Source organism: Flavitalea plasmicola (assembly GCF_030546645.1).
Classification (GTDB): Bacteria; Bacteroidota; Bacteroidia; order Chitinophagales; family Chitinophagaceae; genus Puia.
On the sequence record NZ_JAUOTO010000001.1, the window covers coordinates 320414 to 344915 of the forward strand.

18 protein-coding genes are annotated in these 24502 nt (G+C 52.3%); 10 read left to right on the forward strand and 8 right to left on the reverse strand.

The genetic code is table 11. The annotated features are described in order from the left end of the window. Nucleotides 1-8: 8 nt before the first annotated feature. Nucleotides 9-1541 carry a glutamine-hydrolyzing GMP synthase gene (gene guaA, locus Q4E93_RS01240; protein WP_303582262.1) on the reverse strand — a complete coding sequence of 511 codons (1533 nt, stop codon included), beginning with the start codon at nt 1539-1541 and terminating at the stop codon, nt 9-11. Between the two features lie 180 nt (nt 1542-1721). On the opposite strand from guaA, the gene Q4E93_RS01245 reads away from it, so the two are divergent. Further along, nucleotides 1722-2495 (forward strand): head GIN domain-containing protein, encoded by a 774-nt coding sequence (locus Q4E93_RS01245; RefSeq protein WP_303582263.1) that lies wholly within the window; start codon nt 1722-1724, stop codon nt 2493-2495. 48 nt (nt 2496-2543) lie between these two features. Next, a complete protein-coding gene (locus tag Q4E93_RS01250; RefSeq protein ID WP_303582264.1) occupies nt 2544-3140 on the forward strand; it encodes a hypothetical protein in 597 nt (198 codons plus the stop codon). Between the two features lie 10 nt (nt 3141-3150). Here the strand turns inward: Q4E93_RS01250 and pbpC are convergent, their stop codons facing one another. Next, a complete protein-coding gene (gene pbpC, locus Q4E93_RS01255) occupies nt 3151-5535 on the reverse strand; it encodes a penicillin-binding protein 1C (protein ID WP_303582265.1) in 2385 nt (794 codons plus the stop codon). Between the two features lie 288 nt (nt 5536-5823). On the opposite strand from pbpC, the gene Q4E93_RS01260 reads away from it, so the two are divergent. Beyond that, nucleotides 5824-11292 carry an alpha-2-macroglobulin family protein gene (locus tag Q4E93_RS01260; RefSeq protein ID WP_303582266.1) on the forward strand — a complete coding sequence of 1823 codons (5469 nt, stop codon included), beginning with the start codon at nt 5824-5826 and terminating at the stop codon, nt 11290-11292. A 46-nt stretch (nt 11293-11338) separates the two neighbouring features. Here the strand turns inward: Q4E93_RS01260 and Q4E93_RS01265 are convergent, their stop codons facing one another. After that, entirely contained in the window at nt 11339-11674 is a 336-nt protein-coding gene (locus Q4E93_RS01265; protein WP_303582267.1) for a YciI family protein, read from the reverse strand. Between the two features lie 282 nt (nt 11675-11956). Between Q4E93_RS01265 and Q4E93_RS01270 the strand changes: the two genes are divergently transcribed. Further along, nucleotides 11957-12616 (forward strand): NYN domain-containing protein, encoded by a 660-nt coding sequence (locus Q4E93_RS01270; protein WP_303582268.1) that lies wholly within the window; start codon nt 11957-11959, stop codon nt 12614-12616. A gap of 10 nt (nt 12617-12626) precedes the next feature. Here the strand turns inward: Q4E93_RS01270 and Q4E93_RS01275 are convergent, their stop codons facing one another. Continuing rightward, nucleotides 12627-12872, reverse strand: a complete 246-nt coding sequence (locus Q4E93_RS01275) for a hypothetical protein (RefSeq protein ID WP_303582269.1) — start codon at nt 12870-12872, stop codon at nt 12627-12629. Between the two features lie 76 nt (nt 12873-12948). On the opposite strand from Q4E93_RS01275, the gene Q4E93_RS01280 reads away from it, so the two are divergent. The 3 genes from Q4E93_RS01280 to Q4E93_RS01290 all read left to right on the forward strand — a co-directional run bounded on the left by Q4E93_RS01280 (nt 12949) and on the right by Q4E93_RS01290 (nt 15737). Then, nucleotides 12949-14499 carry a M20/M25/M40 family metallo-hydrolase gene (locus Q4E93_RS01280; protein ID WP_303582270.1) on the forward strand — a complete coding sequence of 517 codons (1551 nt, stop codon included), beginning with the start codon at nt 12949-12951 and terminating at the stop codon, nt 14497-14499. 183 nt (nt 14500-14682) lie between these two features. Beyond that, a complete protein-coding gene (locus Q4E93_RS01285; RefSeq protein WP_303582271.1) occupies nt 14683-15132 on the forward strand; it encodes an RNA recognition motif domain-containing protein in 450 nt (149 codons plus the stop codon). Between the two features lie 239 nt (nt 15133-15371). Continuing rightward, a complete protein-coding gene (locus tag Q4E93_RS01290; protein WP_303582272.1) occupies nt 15372-15737 on the forward strand; it encodes a DUF4282 domain-containing protein in 366 nt (121 codons plus the stop codon). Between the two features lie 88 nt (nt 15738-15825). On the opposite strand, the gene rpsT is transcribed toward Q4E93_RS01290, so the two are convergent. After that, nucleotides 15826-16095, reverse strand: coding sequence for a 30S ribosomal protein S20 (gene rpsT / locus Q4E93_RS01295; protein WP_303582273.1), 270 nt, complete (start codon nt 16093-16095; stop codon nt 15826-15828). 322 nt (nt 16096-16417) lie between these two features. Here rpsT and Q4E93_RS01300 point away from each other — a divergent pair, with 322 nt between their 5' ends. The 3 genes from Q4E93_RS01300 (at nt 16418) to Q4E93_RS01310 (ending at nt 21797) form a co-directional block, all read left to right on the forward strand. After that, entirely contained in the window at nt 16418-19213 is a 2796-nt protein-coding gene (locus Q4E93_RS01300) for a 2-oxoglutarate dehydrogenase E1 component (RefSeq protein ID WP_303582274.1), read from the forward strand. A gap of 55 nt (nt 19214-19268) precedes the next feature. Then, nucleotides 19269-20531 carry a 2-oxoglutarate dehydrogenase complex dihydrolipoyllysine-residue succinyltransferase gene (gene odhB / locus Q4E93_RS01305; RefSeq protein WP_303582275.1) on the forward strand — a complete coding sequence of 421 codons (1263 nt, stop codon included), beginning with the start codon at nt 19269-19271 and terminating at the stop codon, nt 20529-20531. Between the two features lie 93 nt (nt 20532-20624). Next, on the forward strand, nt 20625-21797 hold the full coding sequence (locus Q4E93_RS01310; protein ID WP_303582276.1) for an RsmB/NOP family class I SAM-dependent RNA methyltransferase: 1173 nt from the start codon (nt 20625-20627) through the stop codon (nt 21795-21797). 4 nt (nt 21798-21801) lie between these two features. Here Q4E93_RS01310 and Q4E93_RS01315 read toward each other — a convergent pair whose 3' ends face one another. The 3 genes from Q4E93_RS01315 to Q4E93_RS01325 form a co-directional block, all read right to left on the reverse strand. Continuing rightward, nucleotides 21802-22485, reverse strand: coding sequence for a hypothetical protein (locus tag Q4E93_RS01315; RefSeq protein WP_303582277.1), 684 nt, complete (start codon nt 22483-22485; stop codon nt 21802-21804). A gap of 232 nt (nt 22486-22717) precedes the next feature. Continuing rightward, nucleotides 22718-23824, reverse strand: a complete 1107-nt coding sequence (gene mnmA / locus Q4E93_RS01320; RefSeq protein WP_303582278.1) for a tRNA 2-thiouridine(34) synthase MnmA — start codon at nt 23822-23824, stop codon at nt 22718-22720. A 152-nt stretch (nt 23825-23976) separates the two neighbouring features. Continuing rightward, nucleotides 23977-24453 (reverse strand): hypothetical protein, encoded by a 477-nt coding sequence (locus tag Q4E93_RS01325; protein WP_303582279.1) that lies wholly within the window; start codon nt 24451-24453, stop codon nt 23977-23979. Between the last annotated feature and the right edge of the window lie 49 nt (nt 24454-24502).

Below are 24502 nucleotides of genomic sequence, written 5' to 3' on the forward strand. Positions count from 1 at the left end.
CCTCCCGCTTATTCCCACTCGATCGTAGCTGGTGGTTTGCTGCTGATGTCATATACCACCCGGTTGATACCCTTCACATTGTTGATGATCTCGTTGGAGACATCCGCGAGGAAGGTGTAAGGCAGGTGCGCCCAGTCGGCCGTCATGCCATCCACGGAGGTGACGGCCCGTAAGGCCACGGTGAACTCATACGTCCGTTCGTCACCCATGACACCGACGCTCTTCACGGGTAATAAGATCGCTCCGGCCTGCCACACTGTACTATACAGATGATGATCTTTCAACGCCTTGGTGTATACATGATCGGCGTCCTGCAATAACCGGACCTTGTCTTCCGTGATCTCGCCCAGGATGCGGATAGCCAGGCCGGGACCGGGGAAAGGATGCCGCTGCAGCAGATCGTCGGGGATTCCCAGCTCGGCGCCGACGCGGCGGACCTCGTCCTTAAATAAAAAGCGGAGCGGCTCTACCAGTTCCAGGTGCATTTTTTCGGGCAGGCCTCCCACATTGTGATGGGATTTGATCGTCACGGAAGGGCCATGGACGGATACGCTTTCTATCACATCCGGATAGATCGTTCCCTGTCCCAGGAGACCGACGCCTTCCACTTTAGCGGCCTCTTCCTGGAATACGTCGATGAATAGCTTGCCGATGGTCTTACGTTTTGCTTCGGGGTCCGTCTTGCCTTTCAGCTCGTCGTAGAAGAGCTTTTTGGCATCGATGCCTTTTACATTGAGGCCTATCTGGTGGTAGGTGTCCAACACCTGCTGGAATTCATTCTTGCGTAAGACGCCGTTATCCACGAAGATACCGTATAGCCTGTCGCCGATGGCTTTGTGGATGAGGGTCGCCGCCACCGTCGAATCTACGCCCCCGCTGAGGGCCATGATCACTTTCCTGTCTCCGATCTGTTTGCTCAGCCTGTCGACAGTATCACTGACAAAATGGGCGGGTGTCCAGTCCTGGTGGCAGCCGCAGATCTCTACCAGGAAGTTCCTGAGGATCTTTTTCCCCTCGATGCTGTGATAGACTTCGGGGTGGAACTGCAGGCAGTACAGGGCCTGTTCGGTCCCGTTCTTACGGAAGGCGGCATAGGGAATATCTTCGGTATTGGCCAGGACTTCGAATCCCTGGGGGAGATCGAGAACGGTGTCGGCATGGCTCATCCACACCTGCGACAGCTCGATCACATCTTTCAGGATGACGTCTTCTTTTTGTTTGTGCAGGAGGGCCCGGCCATATTCCCTTTTATTGCTGTTGGCCACCCGACCCCCAAACTGTTTGGCCGTCAGCTGGGCGCCATAGCAGATGCCCAGCACCGGCAGCCGTTGATGAAGGGCCTCAATATCCACCAGCGGCGCATTGGCATCATTTACTGAAAAGGGGGAGCCGGAGAGGATAATACCTTTTAAAGATGGCTCAAAGTTGATGGGCTGGTGGAAGGGAATGATCTCGCAATACACATTTGCTTCACGTACTGCTCTGGCAATCAATTGAGTATATTGAGAGCCGAAGTCGAGAATCAGGATTTTTTCCGTCATGGTGACGCGAAGGTAAAAAAAATTGGCCAATCGGGGCGGGGTTGGCGCCGACAGGCCTATGTAACTTCTTTTCGGCGGACGGCGTCAAAATGGGGGGTGAAAGGTTTTAAAATGCCGTGGAAATGTTTAACTTTTGTAGCCCGCAATCAACCATTTAAACAAGTGAATAAAATACCTAATATGAACTACACTGCACACGCTGGTTTTGATAAGAGCGCTTCTTTCCTGAAATATATTTGGATACTCCTGGCATTTTCTGCGCTGGCCGGCCTGGGTTCCTGCCGCAATATTATGGGCAAACGGGTCAGGGGTAGTGGCAATATACATAAGGAAGAACGGCCGGTCAACAACTTTAAAGAGGTCGAGGTGGGCGGCGCGGCGAAGGTAATGGTGTCCCAGGGCGACAAGTCTGCGGTCCAGGTGGAAGCCGACGACAACCTTTTGCAATATATAGAGGTGTTCCAGGAAGGGGATAAGGTCTATGTCAGGGAAAAGAAAGGATTCCATCTGCAGCCTTCCGGCGACATCAATATTTATGTTACCTCTCCTGTCTACAGCCGGATCAGCGCTTCAGGGGCATGCGACATCATCGGGCAGAATAAGATCTCCAATCCCGAGGACCTGCACCTGGAGGTCACGGGCGCCGGCGATATCAAAATGGAAGTAGATGCTCCCAAATTGTCGGCCGAAGTATCGGGCAGCGGCAGTATCAAGCTGAAGGGGCAGACGAAGGATGTAGACCTGGAGCTCACCGGGGCCGGTCACGCCTATTGTTATGATCTCCTCGCTGAAAACACCAAGGTGGATATTTCCGGGGCAGGCTCTGCGGAGGTCTATGCCAGTGTAAAGCTCGATGCCCAGGTCAGCGGTGCAGGAAACGTCAGCTATAAGGGCAACGCCTCGGATGTTAACCAACACGTCAGTGGCGCCGGCAGCGTAAAAAAGGTGAATTAATTAACATTTACGGCATACCGGGTTATCCCGGGACAACGTTGAAGGCAGATGCGCATCATTATCATCTGCCTTTTTCTATTTGTCGCCATGGCTCACCGGGCGGGGGCGCAGCCACAGCCTTCCCCGGAAGATTTTGTGAACCAGGTTTTTCATATGATCGTGGACAGTTCTTTTTCGAAATATTACCTGGTAGAAAGAGCCGACTCCTGCCGGTTTGAAAAGTACGACTATGACGAATGGACAAAGTACTATCTGAAAGAGCCAGTGTCCCTGGCCGTAATGAACGAGCTGGCACAGAAGGTTTACCTTTCCCACATAAAATATGACTGGCGGCAAGACCAGTTGAAAAAAGCCGTTTGTATCACTGCAAGGAAGGGGGATTCGTTATTCACGATCAGCAACCCTGCGCTGACAGCCAGGAGTACTGGCAAGCGGAAAATACTGCGTCAATGGCAGGAGCTGCCGGCGGAGGAACGGACCCTGTTCAGCTTCTCCTTACCCCATTTTACGGATGATGGCCAGTATGCTGTCATCGACCTCAATTTTATTTGTGGTATAGCCTGCGGCACGGGATTCACCTTCCTCTTCCGTCATGCTTCCGGTGGCTGGAAGCTCATTGGCAAATATGCCAACTGGTCGGCCTGACCAGGTAGGGTCATAAATTTACATATCTCACCCTGATCCATATATTCCTGTTTCGCCCCTTGTCATCTGTACAGGAGATCTTCACCGGCCCTTCTTCGGGGACAAAGAATTGTTTGCTGCCCGCCTCGCCGGCTTTGTAGAATTTGTTGTTGATGTACCAGTAAACTTTCCCCACGTCATTGCTGACCCTGCATTTCAATTGTAGGGGTTCCGGGTCTTTCCGGTTGATCAGGTATTCGCTGCCGTTGGAAGGGCTGACCACCAGGGGTGCTCCGTCCCTGAATACCTTTTCGCAGTCGGGATTGTGCGGGGGGATGGACTGGTAAGCGATCCTTTTCTCTTCGAAATATTCCTTCATCTCCGGGGTGATGATCTTAAAGAACTTTTTCTTATATCCATTCTCCGGCAGACAGCTCCGGCAGTAGGATATTTTTTCATCGGGTGATAGGAAGATCTCCTGCATATTGTCGCATTTCTTGGAAGTGGAGATCAGCGGGACGAAGTAATCCGTCACCAGGCTGGTGCAATGATCGGTGGGGGGCAGGCCTGTTTCAGCGCATACGGTGCGGACCTCGCAATCTTTGGGCCGGGAGAACCAGGGCTGGTCGTCGTCGTAATCAATCGTGTTGAAGACCTGGAACAGCAGGGGAGTGGCCGTATTTGCGCCGCTCAATTCCGGGACACCGGCGCCTGAAAAATTCCCCGCCCAGATGCCCACGGTGAACCGCTTGTTATAGCCGATGCTCCAGGCGTCGCGGCGGCCATAAGAGGTGCCCGTCTTCCAGGCGATCTTGGGCAGATGCATCGTGGTTTCCCATGTCAGGGGGAAATCCGGCCGGTTCACCTTCGAGAGCGTTTCATTAATCATAAACGTCGCCTCCGGACTTAATATCGTCCTGCTTGCAGGTTGCACCTTGTAGCTTGCAGCTTCCTCCCGGCTTGCAGCTTGTAGCTTGTAGCTTGTAGCTTCCCGAAGATATGCCGGAGCTGTGTACCTTCCCTCATTCGCAAAGATGGAATACAGGCCCGTCATCTCTTCCAGCGTGGCGCCGCATCCGCCCAGGATCATGGAAAGGCCCAGCTTTTTCTGATCTTTTTTTATCTGCTGGAAATCACAGCTGGCCAGCTTGCGGACCAACTTGTCCTTGCCGAGGGCTTTCAGGCTTTTTACGGCGGGAATGTTGAGCGAATGTTCCAGCGCATATTCCATGGTGACGTAGCCGTTGAATTTCCTGTCATAGTTCTCCGGGGCATATCCTTCGTAGTTCACCGCCACGTCGGTGATCACCATTTTGGGGGTGAGCAGACCCTCGTCGATACAAAGTCCGTATAATAAAGGTTTCAGGGTGCTGCCCGGTTGCCGGACGGCTGCAGCCCCGTTCACCTGGCCGCCGTCCGTCGTATCCCTGAAATCGGCTGAACCCACGTAGCTGATCACCCGGTGGGTGCTGTTATCCAGTACGATCACCGCCGCATTATGGATGTTCTTCAGGTTGAGGGTCCGGGAATAGTCCTTCACCAGCTTTTCGATCTTCCGCTGGGTATTGAGCTCGATCGTGGTGTGGAAGACTTCCGCACCGCCCTTTTTTTTCAGTTTCCAGGCCAGGTGAGGAATGAAATGCGGTATGGTGCCCCGGCTGGCAGTCAATGGCTCATTCAGCGCATCGGCGATCTCTTTTTCCGTAAAGACCTTTTCCCGGGCCCAGCGTTTCAGCCACTTATTGCGCTCCTCCACGATCCTCCCATTGTTTTTTCCCATCACCAGCGAAGAAGGACGATTGGGAATAATGGAGAGGGCCGTGATCTCAGCCAGGGACAGGTGGTCGGGGTTCTTTTTAAAGTACAGGAAAGCGGCTGATTTCACCCCTTCGATGTTGCCGCCGTAAGGCACTTTGTTCAGGTACAGCTGCAGGATCTCGTCCTTGCTGTACTTCCATTCCAGCTGCAGGGCCCGGAACATTTCCCTGACCTTGTTCCAGTAGGTCCGCCGTTTGGGCTCCAGGCTACGCGCCACCTGCATGGTGATGGTGGAAGCGCCGGAGGTCCGCCGCATATGCAGGATATTCATAAAAAAGGCCCTGCTCATGGCCAGCAGGTTGATGCCCGGATGATAATAGAAGTACCTGTCCTCCTTTTCAACGATGGTCTTGCGCAGCAGCGGCGAGATTTCCTCCAATTCCGTCTTCATCCGCCATTGCTGGTCACGGGTGAGGAATGCATTGACCACTTCACCCTGGCTGTCCTCGATGATGGTGGAATATTCGATGCGGTCGGGGACAGGAAAGATCCGGTTTAACACCAGGAAAAGCAGGAAAGCGCCAACCAGCCCGATGCCCAGTCTCACCAGCATCCGCCGCACCGACCAATTCCTGATATGACGAAGTATTCTTTTCATTTTCGTACCTAAAGATCAATTCTTCCAACGGTCTTCCACATCCCAGTAATATATTTTTTCCGGCTTTAACAAATTCTTATCGTGGTGCCCCTTGCAGACATGCATCCCCGTAGTATATCTTCACAGCGGGATCTTTTTCCCAACGATTATGGCCTCCCCAACAATTCCTCCTTAGCTTCTCCGTTACATATTTTTCAGTGCTTGAACGCTCTTTTGGCGATTGGTATTTTATTGTATCTTGACAACGTTTTATTAAAAAATAGCTCCTATCCTCAATCAGACCTCCTTATGCGTATAAGTTCCGGCTTCATTACGACAGCCCTTTTAGCTACCGTATTTTCCACATTGATCACCATGACGGCATGTAATCGCAGCGCTGTCGCTCTGCAATATACAAATGCCAGGGATGAGGTTCCGCCATTGGGCAACCTGATCTTCCGATTTGACCAGGACCTGGTGAAGGACTCCCTCCTGGACCGTTGGGATTCCACCCAATACATCAGCTTTGAGCCGAAGATTGCCGGCCGCTTCCGCTGGGAGCATCCCGACGAGCTGGTGTTCTCCCCTGCCCAGCCCCTGACGCCGGCCACTACTTTCAAAGCTACCCTGAAGAACGATATCCTCCAGTACAGCAGCTATGGACGGATCAAAAAAGGAGAGGACCTGGTCTTTCATACGCCCGAGCTGAAGCTGGACAATACCAATACCACCTGGGTGCTCCAGGATGAGAACAGCAGCATGGCCGTTCCACAGGTGGACCTCCAGTTCAATTACCCTGTCAACCCCAATTCACTGAAGGAGAAATTACAGATCGCGGTGGGTGGCCAGCCAGTGAGCTATAACCTGCAAACACTTTCTGCCGACGACCGGATCACCGTGCGGCTGTTGAATCTGAAGATGGAAGACAAGAACCTGGAAGCGACCATTTCCATCGATAAGGGACTGGTGCCGGAGGGCGGCGCCAACGGATTGAAGGAAAAGCTGGAAAGCAAGTCCATCATTCCCTCTCCCTTTGTTCTGCAGATCAATGAAGTCACGACGGAGCATGACGGAGAGACAGGCACTATAAAAGTATTGACCAGCCAGCAGGTGGTCCCCGCTAACCTGGCGACGTTCGTCAAGCTGGACCCGGCCGTTAAATTCACGGTAGAGCCTGCCGAAGATGGATTTACTATCAAGAGCGACAATTTCGATCAGTCGAAAAGCTATGCGCTTACCCTGACAAAGGGACTGCGTGGCCGCATCGGAGGTGTGCTGCACGAGGAATATAATACCAACATCACATTTGGAGAGCTGGCGCCTGCCGTCAGCTTTGTCAATAGCAAAGGGGTTTACCTCTCCGGTAAGGGCGCCCAAAACATCGAAGTGAAGATCATCAATGTGCCGAAAGTAAAAGTGATCATCTCGAAGATCTATGAGAGCAACCTGCTGATGGCGTCGCGGTATGGCTACTATCCGAAGGAGTCGTCGCGGTCGGGTTCGTCTTCGGGTGATGAGGGCGAGGAAGGGGAAGGCGATTATACCAGCTATGACAACAGCAGCGCCGATGTCACGCTGGGTGATGTGATCTACGAGCAGGAGGTGGATACCCGTTCCCTGCCGAAGAGCGGTAATAACAGGTTGTTTAATTTGAGCATTGCCGATAAATTGCCGGAATTCAAAGGCATTTACCATGTCATGATCCGGAGCGTGAAAGATTATTGGGTCAGGGACAATCGATTTGTGTCCCTTTCAGACATTGGTCTCATCGCCCGGGAAGGCAATGAAAAGATGCTGGTGTTCGTCAACTCCATCAAGAGTGCGGCGGCGCTGGCCGGCGTCAACGTGCTGGCCTATGGGTCGAACAACCAGCTGTTGGGTTCGGGCGCCACCAATGCCGATGGCGTGGCGGAGATCGCCTATGCCCGCAAGGAGCCCGTGGGCTTCCGGCCCGCGATGATCATTGCCAAGACAGCGGATGACTTCAACTATCTTCCCTTTGGTACGACAAAGGTCAACACTTCCCGCTTTGAGGTAGGAGGACGGCATAGCAATAGTACAGGGCTGGACGCTTTTGTTTACCCGGAAAGGGATATCTATCGGCCGGGAGAAAAGCTCAACTTCTCCGTCATTATACGGGATAAACAATGGAAGTCTCCTGGCGAGCTGCCTGTCAAGCTGAAGTTCCTCCTGCCTAACGGAAAGGAATTAAAAACCTTCCGGAAGAGCCTTAACGAGCAAGGCTCCGTGGAAGGCAGCGTGGAGATCGCGCCCTCCGCCATCACCGGCAGCTACTCGCTGGAAGTATATACCTCCAATGACATATTGCTGGCAACACAGCCTTTCCGGATCGAGGAGTTCGTACCTGACAGGATCAAGGTGACGGCGAAGCTGGACAAGCCTTACCTGGCGACGGGCGATATCGCCAGGCTAAACATCCACGCAGTGAACTTCTTCGGTCCTCCTGCCGCGAACCGCAACTATGAATACGAGACGCAGGTGCGGCAGAAGACCTTCAATCCGAAGAATTACAAAAATTATGATTTCAGCCTGGCCGACAATAATGTGACGTTCAGCAAGGATAATAAGGAAGGCAAGACGGATGAGCAGGGCAATGCGGTGGAGAAATACGAAGTGCCCGACATGTATAAGAACGTAGGGCTGCTGCAGGCCACTTTCTACGCCACCGTCTTTGACGAGACAGGCCGGCCCGTCAGCCGCAGCACCAGCGTGGATATATTCACGCAGCCTGTTTACTTCGGGGTGTCGGACGACGGATATTCCTATTATGCGCTTAACCAGACCATACAATTTCCCCTCATCGCCCTGGATCGTAATGAAAAAGTGTCCGGCGGGACCCTGGCGCGGGTGCAGGTGATCAAGCATGAGTACAGGACAGTGCTTACGAAGAGCGGCAGCTATTTCCGGTATGAATCCCAGAAAGAAGATAAGCTGGTTGCTTCCACGATGGTGAATGTCGGTGGAGAGAGCACGAAATACTCCTTTATGCCCCGCAGTCCCGGCGACTATGAATTGCGGGTTTCCATACCTGGCGCCAATACGTATGTCAGCAGGAGCTTTTACAGCTATGGCTCCTGGGGTGGCGACAATACTTCATTCGAGGTAAATAATGAAGGGCATATCGATATCGACCTGGAAAAATCATCTTATTTCACGGGAGAGTCGGTGAAAGCGCATTTCAAGACACCATTCAGCGGACGCATGCTGGTGACCATGGAGACGGATAAGGTGCTGTCCTATCAATATGTCAATGTGGACAAGCGTGACGCTTCGCTGGACCTGCCACTCACAGCCGACGATATTCCCAATGTCTATATCACCGCCACTTTGATCAAGCCGCATGAGCTCTCGGATATTCCTTTGACGGTGGCCCACGGCTATCAATCGGTGAAAGTGGAAGAGAAAGACCGTAGGATACCGGTGGAGATCGTGGCCCAGAAATCCGTGCGTTCCCATACCCACCAGAAGGTGAAGGTCAAGGCGGTAGCCGGCAGTATGGTGACGCTGGCGGCCGTGGACAATGGGGTGCTGCAGATCTCCGATTTCGAAACCCCCGATCCCTATACGCATTTTTATGCCAAGCGCGCCCTGGAGGTCAATGGTTATGATCTCTATCCCTTGCTTTTCCCCGAAGTGCGGCCCAGCCTCAGTAGTACGGGTGGCGATGCCGGGAGCGATATGAAGAAGCGGGTGAACCCCATGCCCGCCAAGCGGATTAAGATCGTTTCGTATTGGAGTGGTATTGCAAAGGCTGACGGCAGCGGCGAGGCGGAATTTGAATTCGACATACCCCAGTTCTCAGGGGAAGTAAGGCTGATGGCTTTGGCGTATAAGGATGCAAAGTTTGGCGCCAGGGAATCGGCCATGACGGTGGCGGACCCCATCGTGCTGAGCTCCGCATTGCCCAGGTTCCTCAGTCCCGGCGATACAGTGACAATGCCGGTGACGATTACGAATACGACGAGTTCTGCTGCCAGCGCCGATGCACGCCTGAAGGTTAGTGGGGCGGTGCGGATAGCAGGGGAAGATCATCAGACCCTGTCTGTAGCGGCGAATAGCGAAGGGCGTGCGGTCTTCCAGATCATCGCCCCGCCCACGATCGGTGTGGGTAAGGTGTCCGTTGAAGTGGCCAGCATGGGCGAGCATTTTACGGATGAGACCGAGATAGGCGTCCGGCCTTCAGCGCCCCTGCAAAAGATCACGGACGCAGGAGCTGTCACAGGCGGTGCTTCCCAGACATTGAACTGGAATGCGGGTGATCTGATCCCTTCCAGCCTGGATTATCAGCTTATGGTGAGCAGGTCGCCAGTGATCGAGCTGTCAAAATATCTCGACTGGCTGGTGAGATATCCATATGGGTGTACTGAGCAGACAGTCTCGGCAGCTTTCCCACAATTGTATTATGGGGATCTGGCGGACCTGATGCGTTCAGGTGGCCCTGCCGCATTGAAAGCATCGGCCAATTCGAATATACAGGAGGCGATCCGCAAGATCAAGATGCGGCAGCTGTACAGCGGCGCGGTGACGTTATGGGACAACGAAGGCACGGAGAACTGGTGGGCGACCATCTATGCCGCGCATTTCCTGCTGGAAGCGCAGAAGGCCGGCTTCGATGTGGACAAGGGGCTGCTGGAGACCATGCTCGGCTATATCAACAGCCGGTTGAAAAACAAGGAGACGATTACTTACTATTACAACCGTGACCAGAATAAGAAGATAGCTCCTAAAGAAGTAGCCTATGGACTATATGTGCTGTCCATGGCAGGCAGGCCCAACATCAGCGTGATGAACTACTATAAAGCCAATCCGGCGCTGTTGAGCCTGGATTGTAAGTACCTGCTGTCGGCGGCCTATGCATTGTCGGGCGATAAGAAGAGCTTCCGGGAATTCCTGCCGACCCAGTTTGCAGGAGAAGAGTCGGTGGCACAGACGGGCGGCAGCTTCTACTCTGATATCCGGGACGAGTCGCTGGCGCTGAATGTCCTGGTGGATGCCGACCCGGACAATACGCAGATCCCGACGATGGTGAGACATATTGCAGGTAAATTAAAAACACGCTATTGGTTCAGCACACAGGAGCTGGCGTTCAGTTTCCTGTCCATGGGCAAGGTTGCCCGGCGCGAAGCGGGCTCCACGGCTACGGCGGATATCAAGGTAGACGGCAGGACCGTGGCTTCGATGAATGGCAGCCCGGTGAAGTTGGGGTCGGCTGCACTCAAGGGGGCGGGAACAGGCGCTCCGAAGGTGGATATTGTCACCAAAGGTTCGGGGAAAGTATATTATTTCTGGCAGCTGGAGGGCATCAGCTCTACGGGAGCTTATAAGGAAGAGGACAGCTACCTGAAGGTGCGCAAGCGGTTCTTCGACAGGAACGGCCGCCCCATTGCCGGGAATACCTTCCATCAGAATGACCTGGTGATCGTGCAGATCACATTGGAGAAGACCTATTCGACGGATATTGACAATGTGGTGATCACGGATATGCTGCCAGCGGGTTTTGAGATCGAGAATCCACGGACGAAGGATATTCCGGGGATGGACTGGATAAAAGATGCGGAGACGCCGACGGCGCTGGATGTGCGGGATGACAGGATCAATTTGTTCGTCAATCAGCATTATAATAAACAGGTATATTACTATGCGGTGCGGGCGGTGTCACCAGGTGTTTACAGGATGGGGCCCGTAGGCGCAGATGCGATGTACAACGGAGAATATCATTCGTACAACGGGGCGGGGACAGTGAAGGTGATACAGTAGGCGCCATAAAACAAGGGCCGGCCTACGGGTCGGCCCTTTTACGCTTTTAAGGCAAGCTGTCTCCTGGAAAACTTCTCGTTGCATGAACCTCATAGGTGAGGATACCTTCCATGACGGCCGGATCTCCTTCTATTATTTTTTTTGTTTGCTCGATGTCGGCATTGAATATCCCGATACCGGCTTTGTCACTATCATCTCTGATAGGAAAGACGACGGACAGAAGACCTTCGGCGCGTAGGGTGAAATTACGCCGGCCATGTTCCCAGATAATGGCGCCGGCATCCGGTCGGGAAAAGTTGGGACCCTTCGTCAGGATGACAACGGTGTAAGGTTTTGTCGTCGTCATCATTTGTTTCATGAATTCGTCGGTAATGGTATTCATACAGGTGTGTTGGTTACTTTAAAATACGTCTTTTCATGCAAAAAGGCGGATATCCGGTGTCCAATGTTTCATATACCCTAAAGCCGGTGTTGGATGAGACTTTGAACATAATGGAATAAAATTAAACTATTTTAAGAAGCTCATTTACTGCGGCAAAAGTGCAGTGGGCGAACAGATTTTTATTTTTTTTGCATTCGGTTTATTTCTAACTTTAGTGCCTGATAGCGCCTTTGGCCTTTCCCTCTCAAACAATAGTGAGCAGCGAACCCAAAGGCTTTTTTTATGAAACCAACTGTAGCCGTCCTCATCGATGGCGGATTCTTTCTAAAACGGTATTACGACCTTTACAAGGGATCGGAAACACATAATGCTGAAACGATAGCAAAAAATATTTGCAGAGCAGCAATGAAACATGTATCGGTAAAGCACGAGCTCTACAGGATATTTTATTATGATTGCTCTCCATTGGATAAACGAGTACATAATCCCATTTCTGGGAAGTGCATAGACTTTAAAAAAACAGAGGTCTACAAATTACGCCTTCAATTATTCGAAGAGCTTAAAAAAAAGAGAAAGGTCGCACTTCGACTGGGGCAAATTAGCGACTTCGGAAGCTGGCAGATCTATCCATCGAAAGTCAAGGCATTATTGAAAGGTGAAATCGCGTTAAAAGATATAAGAGAAATCGATGTTTTTTATGAAATGAGACAGAAAGGCATTGATATGAAGATTGGAGTTGATATTGCATCACTGGCATTAAAAAAGCAAGTCAATCAGATCGTCTTGGTTTCCGGCGACGAAGACTTTGTACCAGCTTCCAAATTGGCAAGAAGAGAAGGAATAGATTTTATTCTGGATCCACTCTGGAATCACGTAAATGCCAACCTCTTCGAACACATAGACGGCCTGAATTCCACCTCTCCCAAACCAACGAAAAAGTAACCCAATTCCCTCAAAAAAAAGTAGGAAAGCTGATCAAAAACTCCTTGATCTGTTCTTCGGTCGTTTCCGGATGGATCGACTCCATCTTGACAACTTGCTCCTCCGCATCGTAATAGGCAGAGTACAGATCGTTCGATACATGGAACTGATGCCGTTGCGTATCCTGCTGCATTCCATAATGCTGGCTCAACCGGTTGATCAGCTGGAAAGCTTCATCCTGCCCCGAGACGGGTATTTTTTTTAATTCCTTTACCATAAAAGATCCGTTATGCAAATCCCGGGCCCCGGAGATCTTCCCGCAGTCTGCTCTTATTATTTCTTATATTGGGCGTATGAAAAAACGCGCATCCTTCTTTATAGCCCTTTGTTTTTCTACCGCCCCTGTCCTGGCGCAGCTGAAAGACACCATCATCGACAATATCATAAAAGAAGAAAATGACAGCTCACAGCTGCAAAAGCTGGCCCATGAGCTATTTGATGTCATTGGCCCCCGATTGGTCGGGACACCCCAGATGGAGCAGGCCCGCGACTGGGCCATTGGCAAATACACCAGTTGGGACATACCGGCCCACAGTGAAAAATGGGGCGAGTGGAGAGGATGGGAGCGGGGCATCACGCACATCGATATGATCTACCCTCGCGTGAAGACGCTGGAAGGTACACAGCTGGCGTGGAGCCCCGGTACGGGGAAAAACACCGTGACAGCCGGGCTGATCATTCTTCCCGACCTGGCCGACTCCCTCGCCTTCCAGCAATGGCTGCCGAATGTAAAAGGGAAGTTTGTCATGGTCTCGATGATGCAACCCACCGGCCGTCCCGATTATAACTGGCAGGAATGGGCGACAGCGGCGTCGTTTGATAAGATGAAGAAAGAGCGGGCGGCACAAACGGATGCCTGGGCACAGCGGATCAAAAAGACAGGCTATACGGCCCGGACGCTCCCGGTCGCACTGGAGAATGCAGGAGCCGCAGGCATTGTTTCCTCCAACTGGTCGCAGGGCTTTGGCGTAGACAAGATCTTTGGCGCCTTTACTAAAAAGATCCCCACCGTTGATATTGCCCTGGAAGATTATGGGCTGCTGTACAGGCTTGCGGAGTCGGGCGATAAACCCAGGATCAGCCTGCATTCGGAATCGAAGGAGCGGGGAATTGTACCCACTTTTAATACGATCGCATCCATCAAAGGCAGTGAGAAGCCTGATGAATATGTTATCCTGTCCGCGCATTTCGATTCCTGGGACGGCGGCTCGGGCGCTACGGACAATGGCACCGGCACGCTTACCATGATGGAAGCCATGCGGATCCTGAAGAAAGTATATCCCCATCCCAAACGCACGATCATGGTAGGGCACTGGGGCAGCGAAGAACAAGGTTTAAATGGTTCCAGGGCTTTTGTGGAAGATCATCCTGAGATCGTACGACATATCCAGGTCGTTTTTAACCAGGACAATGGCACGGGTAGAGTGGCCTCTCTCGCCGGACAGGGATTCCTGCACGCGGCTGAATACCTCACCCGCTGGCTGGCCGCGCTGCCTTCAGGGATAAAGGATTCAATACAAACGCAATTCCCGGGCACTCCGGGTGGCGGCGGATCTGACTTTGCATCGTTTGTTGCCGTCGGTGCACCTGCCTTTTCCCTGAGCTCCAAAAGCTGGTCTTACTTTGCGTACACGTGGCATACGAACCGGGACACTTATGACAAGATCGTTTTTGATGACCTGCGTAACAATGCAATCCTGGCCGCGGCATTGGCATACATGGCCAGTGAAGATCCTGTAACAACATCACGTGAAAAAAGCGTCCTTCCGGTGAATGAAAGAACGGGTCAGCCGACGCAATGGCCTGCACAAGTGAAATCCATACGTAAAGGCGGCGTTGATTAGTGCAGTCCATCGTTGTAATGGACTGTGGCAAGGCATTCTACAGGCAATCACTTAGCAACACTTATAACTCTTTTGAAGAGGGATTTATAACGAAATTCAGTATCTAAAAAATTACCCAACAAATTTCAATATTATTACCAGATATAGAGACCATCTTTGTATTTTTACCCCAAATTCACGTGCATGAAGCTTTTTGTAGCAGGTTTACCTTCTGATTTCGACGATGTTGATCTAAAAGAAATGTTTGAATTGTATGGTGTCGTTCACTCCGCTAAAGTTGTCATTGACAGGGAGACCGGGAAAAGCAAAGGCTTCGGCTTCGTAGACATGGCTGACGATACGGAAGCCAAAGGGGCGATAGAGACCCTGGACGGCGCAGGCATCAGAGGCAAAAAGCTGGCCGTGAAAGAGGCGGATGAGCAAGGCAGAGGCGGCGGTGGCGGCGGCAACCGTGGCGGTGGTGGAGGATATGGCGGCGGCGGCGGACGCGGTGGTGGAGGATATGGTGGCGGCGGCAACCGTGGCGGCGGAGGTGGATACGGCGGCGGCGGCGGACGCGGCGGTGATCGTGGTGGAGACCGCGGCGGTGATCGCGGGGACCGCGGTGGCGGTGGTGGCGGAAGAAGATATTGATCCGGCAGGCTTAACATTTACTGGCATCCCAATTTTCAAAATAACCGGCCGTCCCACAGGACGGCCAAACCTTTCCGGGAAAGGGCGTTGTAATCTGACCATATCCGTATAAGTTGCACTATCTCAGTAACATATACATGAGTTTCCTCTTGATACTGTCCTATCCGACAAAAAGTGATCTTTTCCGGCCTGTCCGATGCTGAACAATGGTGTTTTATTTCATCTTTAAACGATAAACCATGGAACAGACGAACATTGCGCCAGCTACCGGTGCTAACCCGGGCTTCAATTGGAGAGACTTCCTCTCTTTTCGTACCATGATCACCTTACAGATTATCCAGATCGTTTATGTAGTGGTTGCTGTCCTCATCACGCTGGCCAGCCTTGCTGCTATGTTCAGCGGCAGCCGCAGCCGTGGTGGATTCGAAGAGTTTGGAGGAGGAGGCCTCAGCCCTTTTAGCCTGCTGGGAGGCGGCGGTTTCATCGGAGGATTGATCATGCTGATCGTCGGCAATGTCGCCTGGAGAATATGGTGCGAACTGATCATCATATTTTTCAGGATCAATAAAACCCTGAATAACATTGAAATAAACACCAGGATATAGCTTCCGGCCTGGAGGAGCACGCCGGTCAAAATATAAAAAGCATCCTGTTAAAGGATGCTTTTTGAATATCTGATATCCTGAAATAGGTCTATTTAGCCGCAGTAGCGCCTAAAGTGTTGACCTTCCGGGCCAGCTTGCTCTTTAGGTTGGCAGCCTTATTCTTGTGAATAACGCCTTTTTTAGCCAGTTTGTCGATCATGGCAGCTACTTCAGGCAGCTTGTCACCAGCTTCCTTCTGCACCTTGATCTCCCTCAGGTCACGGATCGCATTACGGGTGGTTTTGCCATAGTAGCGATTGCGATCCCTGCGCTTGGTGGCTTGCCTTACATCTTTTTTGGTTGCCTTATGATTTGCCATTACTCGACATTTTTAGGACGGCAAAGGTAGCCCCATGCTACGAATTTTCCAAATCCAGGCAGGTTTTATTCATAAAAAGTTCCGGAGAGGCACTTGGCGGGCTATCGGGCCGTTTAAGAGGCTTGGGAAGGGGCAGGGAGGGGCCGGAAAGCAAATAAAGAGAAAGGGAAGGTTAAAAACAAGAAAATGGAGGGGGGCGGGGACGGAAATGACTAATTTTGAACGATATTTGTAGGCCAAAAACGAACCGGCATTGTCCGCCTACCGGCGGAAGGTTCGTTGTCCAAACATATTTCTGGGCAAATAATGATTAAGCGCTTCTATGAAGGACTATTCGTTTATAACTAATTCACACCCCTCTTACATCGAGGGCTTATACCAGGATTTTGTAAAGAACCCGGAGGCAGTAGATCCTGAGTTTAGAAAATTTTTTGAAGGATTCGACTTTGCCATCACCCAGGGAAAAGCCGTAAATGGGGTCAATGGGTCTGCCAATGGCGTTCATACGGCTACGGCCGGCCCCCGACCCGCCGACGGCGTACTGACCACCTCCGACGGGATGGATTGGAAAAAAGAACTGGGGGCCTACCGGCTCATCCTGGGCTATCGCAATAAAGGCCATCTGCTGGCCAAAACAAATCCTATACGTCCCCGCAAGGATCGCGGCGCCAACCTGGACCTGGCCTTCTACGGTTTTACGGAAGAGGATATGGACAGGAACTGTTTTGCCGGCAATCTCATCGGCCTCGGCACCACTTCACTCCGGAAGATCCTGCAGCACCTGCAGAACTGTTATGCGGCGCACGTAGGGATCGAGTTCAAATACATCAGCGACCAGAAGAAGGTCGACTGGCTTACCAACGAGATGGAGAAAAAATTCCTGACCCCTCTTTCTCTCGACAAGAAGAAACGTATCCTGGAAAAGCTGAACGAAGGGGTCATGTTCGAAAAATTCCTCCATACGAAATACATCGGTCAGAAAAGATTTTCACTGGAAGGTGGAGAGACTACCATTGCGGCGCTGGATACCATCATCAACACAGCTTCTGACAACGGCGTGGAAGAAGTGGTCATCGGCATGGCGCATCGCGGCCGGCTGAACATACTGGCCAATATCATGGGCAAAACGTACGAGCAGATCTTCAGCGAGTTTGAAGGAACGGCCAAACTGGACCAAACCATGGGCAGCGGTGACGTGAAATACCATATGGGCTATGGCAGCGAGGTACAATCTGACAAGGGTAAGACGGTCCACCTGAAGCTGATGCCCAACCCCTCTCATCTGGAAGCCGTCGACCCCGTGGTCGTAGGTTTTGCCAGAGCCAAGGCTGACGTCATGTACGCCAGCGATTATGACAAGATACTTCCCATCCTCATTCATGGCGACGCATCCGTTGCCGGTCAGGGCATCGTATATGAGGTCCTGCAGATGAGCGAGCTGAAAGGATATAACACAGGCGGCACCATACATTTTGTCATCAACAACCAGATCGGCTTTACCACCGACTTCGATGACGCCCGCAGCTCCGACTATTGCACTTCCCTGGCAGCAGCCATCCACGCGCCCGTATTGCATGTGAATGGCGACGACGCAGAGGCCGTTATAAAATGCGCCGAGATTGCCACCCGCTACCGCCAGGAATTCAATACGGATATTTTCATCGACATGGTGTGCTATCGTCGCCATGGGCACAATGAAGGAGATGACCCGAAGTTCACTCAGCCGCATCTGTATGCGCTGATCGACCAACACCCCAATCCCCGGGAAGTATATACCCAGTTCCTTATTGAGAATGGAGAATCCGACGCCAAGGACCTGGCAAAGGAAATGGAAAAGAAATTCTGGGGCGACCTGCAGGAGCGGCTGGATGAGGTGAAGCAACATCCTCTGCCTTATCATTATCAGCAGCCCGAGCTTTGGTGGCGTAGTCTGCGCAAGGCAAATCCGGCGGATTTCGATCAATCGCCCGTCACCGCCATCAGCGAAGCGGATTTTAGAAAAGTATTCGACGCGATCATGCAATGGCCGGAAGATTTCAAGCCGCTGCGTAAAGTCGAAAAGATATTGCAGGACAAGGTAAAGGCGTTCTCGGAAGAAAGGAAGGTGGATTGGGCCACTGGAGAGCTCCTGGCCTATGGCAGCCTCCTGCTGGATGGAAAGGATGTGCGCATGAGCGGACAGGACGTACAGCGTGGCACTTTCTCCCATCGTCATGCCGTCCTGCTGGACGAGAATACGGACAAACCCTACAATCGCCTCAGCCGGCTGCCTGATGCCAAAGGACAGTTCCGCATCTACAATTCATTGCTCAGCGAATATGGCGTGCTGGGATTTGAATACGGTTACGCCCTGGCCAATCCGAATGCCCTGGTATTGTGGGAGGCCCAGTTCGGCGACTTCAGCAATGGCGCACAGACGATGATCGACCAGTTCATCTCTGCCGCAGAGCAGAAATGGCAGCGCATGAATGGCGTCACCCTGCTGCTGCCCCATGGATATGAAGGACAAGGACCCGAGCACAGCAGCGCCCGTATGGAGAGGTTCCTGCAGATGTGCGCCGAGCTCAATATGGTGGTAACGAACATCACTACGGCCGCCAACCTTTTCCATGCTTTCAGGAGACAGCTGGCATGGCCTTTCCGTAAACCCCTGATCAATTTCTCGCCAAAGGCGAACCTGCGTCACCCCGGCACCTGGTCGAAGATGGAGGAATTTACTTCCGGCGGCTTTAAGGAGGTCATGGACGACCCCTTCGTGGATGATGCCGGTCAGGTGAAGAAAGTGCTGTTCTGCAGCGGAAAAGTATATTTCGACCTGGCTGAGCGCCAGCAGAAGGAGAACCGTAAGGATGTAGCCATCGTCCGGCTGGAACAGCTGTATCCCTTACCCCTGCCCCAGCTGGAAGTCTTATACAAGAAATACAGCCAGGCTTCCACGTGGTTCTGGGTGCAGGAAGAGCCCCTGAATATGGGCGCCGCTTCCTTCCTGCAGATGAACCTGAAGACGATCAATTATGGGGTCATCAGCAGACAGCCCAGCGCTGCTACCGCCACCGGTTATTCGAAGGTGCATGCACAGGAGCAGGCAGAGATCATCGAGACGGCATTCAGCATATAGAAATAGATAAATTTTTTAAATAAATACGCTCCCCGCGGGGGAGAAGGAGGATTAAATGATCGATATTAAAGTTCCGGCAGTAGGTGAATCTATCAGCGAAGTTACCCTGGTGAAATGGTTGAAACAGGCAGGTGCATATGTTGACCGTGACGAAGTGATCGCAGAACTGGAGAGCGAAAAAGCAACTTTCGAGGTCAACGCTGAACAGGCAGGTGTACTAAACCCGATTGGCAAGGAAGGGGATACGTTGAAGATCGGCGATGTCGTGGCACAAATCGATGAGACGGCTGCAAAGCCATCCTCCAACGGAAGCACCGCCGGCGCTCAGGCCACCGCTGCTGCAACATCGGCTCCGGCAACCACCGCTGCCACCGCCGCCCCCACGGCAACGGCCACCCCCGCCGCGCAGGCGCCCGTTACATCCATTCCAAATGATATCAGGGCTACACCCGTAGCCGCAGCCATCATATCAGATAAGAAGATCGATGCCGGCTCCATCACCCCTTCAGGTGCTGGCGGCAAGATCCTCAAACACGACGTGCTGGAAGCCCTGGCCCATCCCGGCCGCACACCCGGCAAAGAGCTGTTCACCCGCGCCGACAGGCGCGAAAAGATGAGCAATCTCCGTAAGACGGTATCCCGCCGCCTCGTAGAAGCAAAAAACACCACGGCCATGCTCACCACCTTTAATGAAGTGGATATGAGCGCCGTGATGGCCCTTCGTACGAAATACAAAGACAAGTTCAAAGAAAAGCATGGCGTCAACCTGGGCTTTATGAGCTTCTTCACCAAAGCCACCTGCTATGCCCTCCAGGAATGGCCGGCGGTCAACGCCTACATCGATGGCGAAGAGCTGGTGTACCACGACTATTGCGATATTTCCATTGCCGTCAGCGCCCCTAAAGGACTCGTGGTCCCCGTGATCCGCAATGCCGAAAGCCTCAGCATGGCCGACATCGAAAAGAAGGTGGTCGAGCTCGCTACCAAGGCGCGGGACAACAAGCTCAGCATGGAGGAAATGCAGGGAGGAACTTTTACCATCACCAACGGGGGCGTATTCGGCAGCCTTATGTCGACGCCCATCATCAATATCCCACAGTCCGCCATTTTGGGAATGCATAAGATCGAAGAGCGTGCCGTGGTCGTAGGCGGGCAGATCGTCGTACGTCCGATGATGTACCTGGCAGTGAGCTATGACCATCGCATCATCGATGGTCGCGAATCCGTCAGCTTCCTGGTAAGGATCAAGGAGCTGCTGGAGAATCCGGACCAGCTCTTGTTTGGTAAAGATCCGGTGAAAGCTTTGTTGGAGCTGTAAGCCGACGAAGGAGGCTTCGTCCGCAAGGACAGATATTAGCGTACTGCCGGGGATTCGCTAATTTTCACAAAGCGAATACCCGGTATATAAATAGTGAAATTCGATAACCAGCTCCGCTACGCCACCACCATCCTCTCCTCCTACTGGGGAGGAACGCCGCTGCACACCTGGCTGAAAGATTTTTTCCGGCAGCATAAACAGATGGGCTCCAACGACCGCAAGACCGTCAGCAACATGGTCTATGCTTTCTATCGCCTGGGGCATGCCGTTAGAGGAATGCCCGTCGATCAGCGTATCCTTCTGGGACTATTCTTTGTCCATGATCAGCCCGGCGAATTGCTGGCATACTTCCGTCCGGAATGGAATGCACAAGCCAGCCGCCCATTGGAAGAAAAGATCGCCCTCGTGCACCACGCAGGCATCGACTTCTCTCCGGCTGAGATCTTTCCCTGGAAGGATGAGCTTTCGGAAGGAATTGACCACCATGCTTTCTGCCTTTCGTTCCTTCGCCAGCCCGATCTTTTTCTTCGCATCCGGCCCGGATACGAACAATTGGCGCTGAGCAGGACAAAAGAAGTGGCGCACGAGTTCATTCCGCCCTTTACACTACGCCTGCCCAACGGTACTAAAGTGGAAGCCCTTTTCACCCCCGACAAGGAAGTGGTGATCCAGGATTACAGCAGCCAGCGCATCGCCGGCTTCCTCCGCCCGACGGCATCACCCGTCATCTTCTGGGATGCATGTGCGGCCAGCGGAGGGAAGTCGATCCTCGCGTATGATACGATACCCGGAATAAGTATAACGGTGTCGGATATCCGTGAATCTATCCTGAAGAACCTGCAGCAGCGGTTCCGGCAGGCAGGCATCACCCAATTCTATTCTTTTGTCGCGGATCTCACACGGAAGGATACGGCCCTTTCTTCCGACACACTGCCATACAACCTCGTCCTGGCCGACGTACCCTGCACCGGCAGCGGCACCTGGAGCCGCACGCCTGAAGAGCTGTTTTTTTTCAATCCCGGGAAGATCCTGACGTATAGCGCCGCACAAAGGGCTATTGTCGGCAACATCTTACCACGGCTGGCGCCGGGCGCTGGTTTCGTATATACTACGTGCTCCGTGTTCAGGAAAGAGAATGAAGCGATCGCAGGATTGGTCAGGGAAAAGTTCGGACTGCGGCAGGAACAGGCGGGCGCTATAAAGGGATATGACGAGAAGGCTGATACGATGTTTGGGGCGCGCTTCAGCACCATGCGGGACAGCTAGCGGATCAGTTGTGGCGCAGCAGCGTGAAGGTCACCTCGAAACCGATCTTATACCCTCCCTGCGTGCTGTTGGGGACAGGCGGCTGATATTCCCAGAGGATGCTGTGCCTGTATACCAGGCCTATGTTCTTTGCATAGGTCTCCGACCAATAGGTCCTGGACGCAAATGCAGTGTCTATGACGATAGGCACGTTGGCGGAATCATCTTCCTGCAGGATCGTTACCGTGCTGTCGTAAGTGGTGCCTCCCGCAGTAAAGGGCGCATTAACATTCTGGTAGGTATAGACCCATTGGTTGAGGTTGACATTGCTCGGCGCCGTGAATTTAAAGATGTCCTGGTAAGGCGCATTCGGTAGATAGCTGTTGCCATTCCAGGTCCCTCCATTGGCCATCGGGTATGCCAACTTGATAAAACGAAGGTTGTTCTCGGTGAACCCGATCGAACTTGTGGAAGGTGTCACCACATTCGTTTCGGAAGGCGCCCAGCCCTCAGGGTCTGAAATAGGGGTGATATACCGGACCACCGTCCAGGAAGTATGGCCCAGGTTGTCGACAAATGAGCCCTCCACCGAATCCTTCACGAAATAATGTGTCAGGGTGTCCAGCTGCCCATAATAATAGAAATTCAGCGAATCCACCTGGTAAATGGCATATTTGCCTACCTCCAGAGGAAGGAAATAGTGGGTCAAACTATCGTCTGGGTGGTTATAAAGCGTTCTTTTGCAACTAATTATAGTAGTCAGGGTTAGAAGAGATATAGCACCGGCCAGGCGAATATTTTTCATCATACGCTATTAGTCCTTAGGGAAACGTTTTAGCGGGAAAATTATTATAGCTACAGGCTGCAAGCTACTAGCCACAAGTCACTTATTTAAACTCTTTAAGCTCCTGGCTTGCAGCTTGAAGCTTGTAGCTTGTAGCTCAAAGCTGCCCCCCGCTGCGCTGTATGATGCCTCCCCCAATGACCTCGTCACCCTCATAAAAGACGGCACTTTGTCCGGGGGCGATACCTTTCGCCTTATCGTAGAAGCGTATGTTCAGTTTGTCTCCTTCAGGGTAGAGATTGCTTAACGACCCCTTATCCTTATAGCGGATCTTTGTAATAGCCTCCATGCCCGGCGTTATGGAGTCGTATTTCATCAGGTTCAGCTTGCCCACGACCATTTCCTGTTCGTCAAGGTCGCCTTCATCTCCCAGGACGACCGTGTTGGTCTCCGGGCGGATGGCCGTCACATAGACTGGTTTCCCGAAGGTGATGTCCAGTCCTTTGCGCTGCCCCACTGTATAGAAAGGATAGCCTTTATGCTGTCCCAGGATCTTGCCATTCTTGTCCACGAAATTCCCGCCGGCCACCTGCTCTTCCAGGCCTTCTATCCGGCGCTTTAAAAATCCCCTGTAATCATTGTCGGGGACAAAGCAGATCTCATAGCTTTCGCTCTTGGCTGCCAGCTCCGGATAGCCATAGCTGAGGGCCATCTGCCGGATCTCCGTCTTGCGGTATGGCCCCAGTGGCAGGAGTGTTCTGCTCAGCAGGTCCTGCTGCAAGCCCCACAGCACATAACTTTGATCCTTTGTTTCATCCAACCCTTTGGCAATAGTATACCGGCCATTCTCATGACGGCGGATATTACCATAATGGCCCGTAGCGATGAACGCACAGTCCATGGCATCCGCCCGCTTGAGCAGCGCTCTCCATTTGATATGCGTGTTACAAAGCACGCAGGGATTGGGCGTTCTGCCGGCCATATATTCATCCACGAAATTGTTGATGACAAAGTCCCCGAACTCCTCACGGATATCCAGCACGAAATGCGGGAACCCATGCTGTACAGCCGCCATCCGCGCATCGTTGAAGCTGTCCAGGTTGCAGCAGCCCGTCTCCTTTTTTGAAGCCCCCGCACTGGCATAATCCCATGTCTTCATCGTGATGCCCACCACTTCATATCCTTCATCGTGCAGCATGAGAGCCGTAACGGTACTGTCAATACCGCCACTCATTGCTACCAGGACCTTTCCTTTACGGCTCATAACTTAATTTATTGGACGGCAAAGTTACGAAAACAGCGACAAGGGGCAAGCTGCAAGCTACAAGTAGTGCCTAATCAAACTCAACTTGCTCATAATTAATCGCTTGCAGCTTGTAGCTTGTAGCTTGCAGCTTGTAGCTCGAAGCTCACCGCTCACTGCTCGTAGCTCCTAACCACTTCGATCTCCCCATCCCTTACAATGAGATCCTTCCATTCAGGGGCATTTTGAATATGCACTACGTAGGCCAAAGATCGGAATTGGGAAACTTCCTTTACCCATCCGATGGAAAAGTCATAGTAGGTGCTTTTCACCAGCCTTCTTACTTCTCCGGGCAATTCCTTTTCACTATACTCCCGCATGGTGTAAAGCCAGTTCCCATTTCTGTCAAACACCAGCTTGTTGTGGATCGTTCTTTCCTCGAATTCGGCAAGATAGCCCCCGGGCAGCATGTACCAGCGCTCTTCCTTGTTCTCTCCGGCCAGTTTCATGAATTGCCGGGCAGCCTTCACGCCGCCTTTATCATTTCGCAGCGTATGCAGGTTGAGGAAAGTATTGCTGGTGGCCTGCGCATCAGCGGGCATGTATCCTATCAGGAGCAGACAGGAAAGAATGATGATACTTCGTGTCATAACTATAGGTTTTATGACCTGAAGCTAACGCGCTTCCACCTGTAGCGCC

Coding starts and splice junctions, on each gene's coding strand:
- guaA (WP_303582262.1), bottom strand. CDS start 1,541: ATGACGGAAAAAATCCTGATTCTCGACTTCGGCTCTCAATATACTCAA.
- Q4E93_RS01245 (WP_303582263.1), top strand. CDS start 1,722: ATGAACTACACTGCACACGCTGGTTTTGATAAGAGCGCTTCTTTCCTG.
- Q4E93_RS01250 (WP_303582264.1), top strand. CDS start 2,544: ATGCGCATCATTATCATCTGCCTTTTTCTATTTGTCGCCATGGCTCAC.
- pbpC (WP_303582265.1), bottom strand. CDS start 5,535: ATGAAAAGAATACTTCGTCATATCAGGAATTGGTCGGTGCGGCGGATG.
- Q4E93_RS01260 (WP_303582266.1), top strand. CDS start 5,824: ATGCGTATAAGTTCCGGCTTCATTACGACAGCCCTTTTAGCTACCGTA.
- Q4E93_RS01265 (WP_303582267.1), bottom strand. CDS start 11,674: ATGAATACCATTACCGACGAATTCATGAAACAAATGATGACGACGACA.
- Q4E93_RS01270 (WP_303582268.1), top strand. CDS start 11,957: ATGAAACCAACTGTAGCCGTCCTCATCGATGGCGGATTCTTTCTAAAA.
- Q4E93_RS01275 (WP_303582269.1), bottom strand. CDS start 12,872: ATGGTAAAGGAATTAAAAAAAATACCCGTCTCGGGGCAGGATGAAGCT.
- Q4E93_RS01280 (WP_303582270.1), top strand. CDS start 12,949: ATGAAAAAACGCGCATCCTTCTTTATAGCCCTTTGTTTTTCTACCGCC.
- Q4E93_RS01285 (WP_303582271.1), top strand. CDS start 14,683: ATGAAGCTTTTTGTAGCAGGTTTACCTTCTGATTTCGACGATGTTGAT.
- Q4E93_RS01290 (WP_303582272.1), top strand. CDS start 15,372: ATGGAACAGACGAACATTGCGCCAGCTACCGGTGCTAACCCGGGCTTC.
- rpsT (WP_303582273.1), bottom strand. CDS start 16,095: ATGGCAAATCATAAGGCAACCAAAAAAGATGTAAGGCAAGCCACCAAG.
- Q4E93_RS01300 (WP_303582274.1), top strand. CDS start 16,418: ATGAAGGACTATTCGTTTATAACTAATTCACACCCCTCTTACATCGAG.
- odhB (WP_303582275.1), top strand. CDS start 19,269: ATGATCGATATTAAAGTTCCGGCAGTAGGTGAATCTATCAGCGAAGTT.
- mnmA (WP_303582278.1), bottom strand. CDS start 23,824: ATGAGCCGTAAAGGAAAGGTCCTGGTAGCAATGAGTGGCGGTATTGAC.
- Q4E93_RS01325 (WP_303582279.1), bottom strand. CDS start 24,453: ATGACACGAAGTATCATCATTCTTTCCTGTCTGCTCCTGATAGGATAC.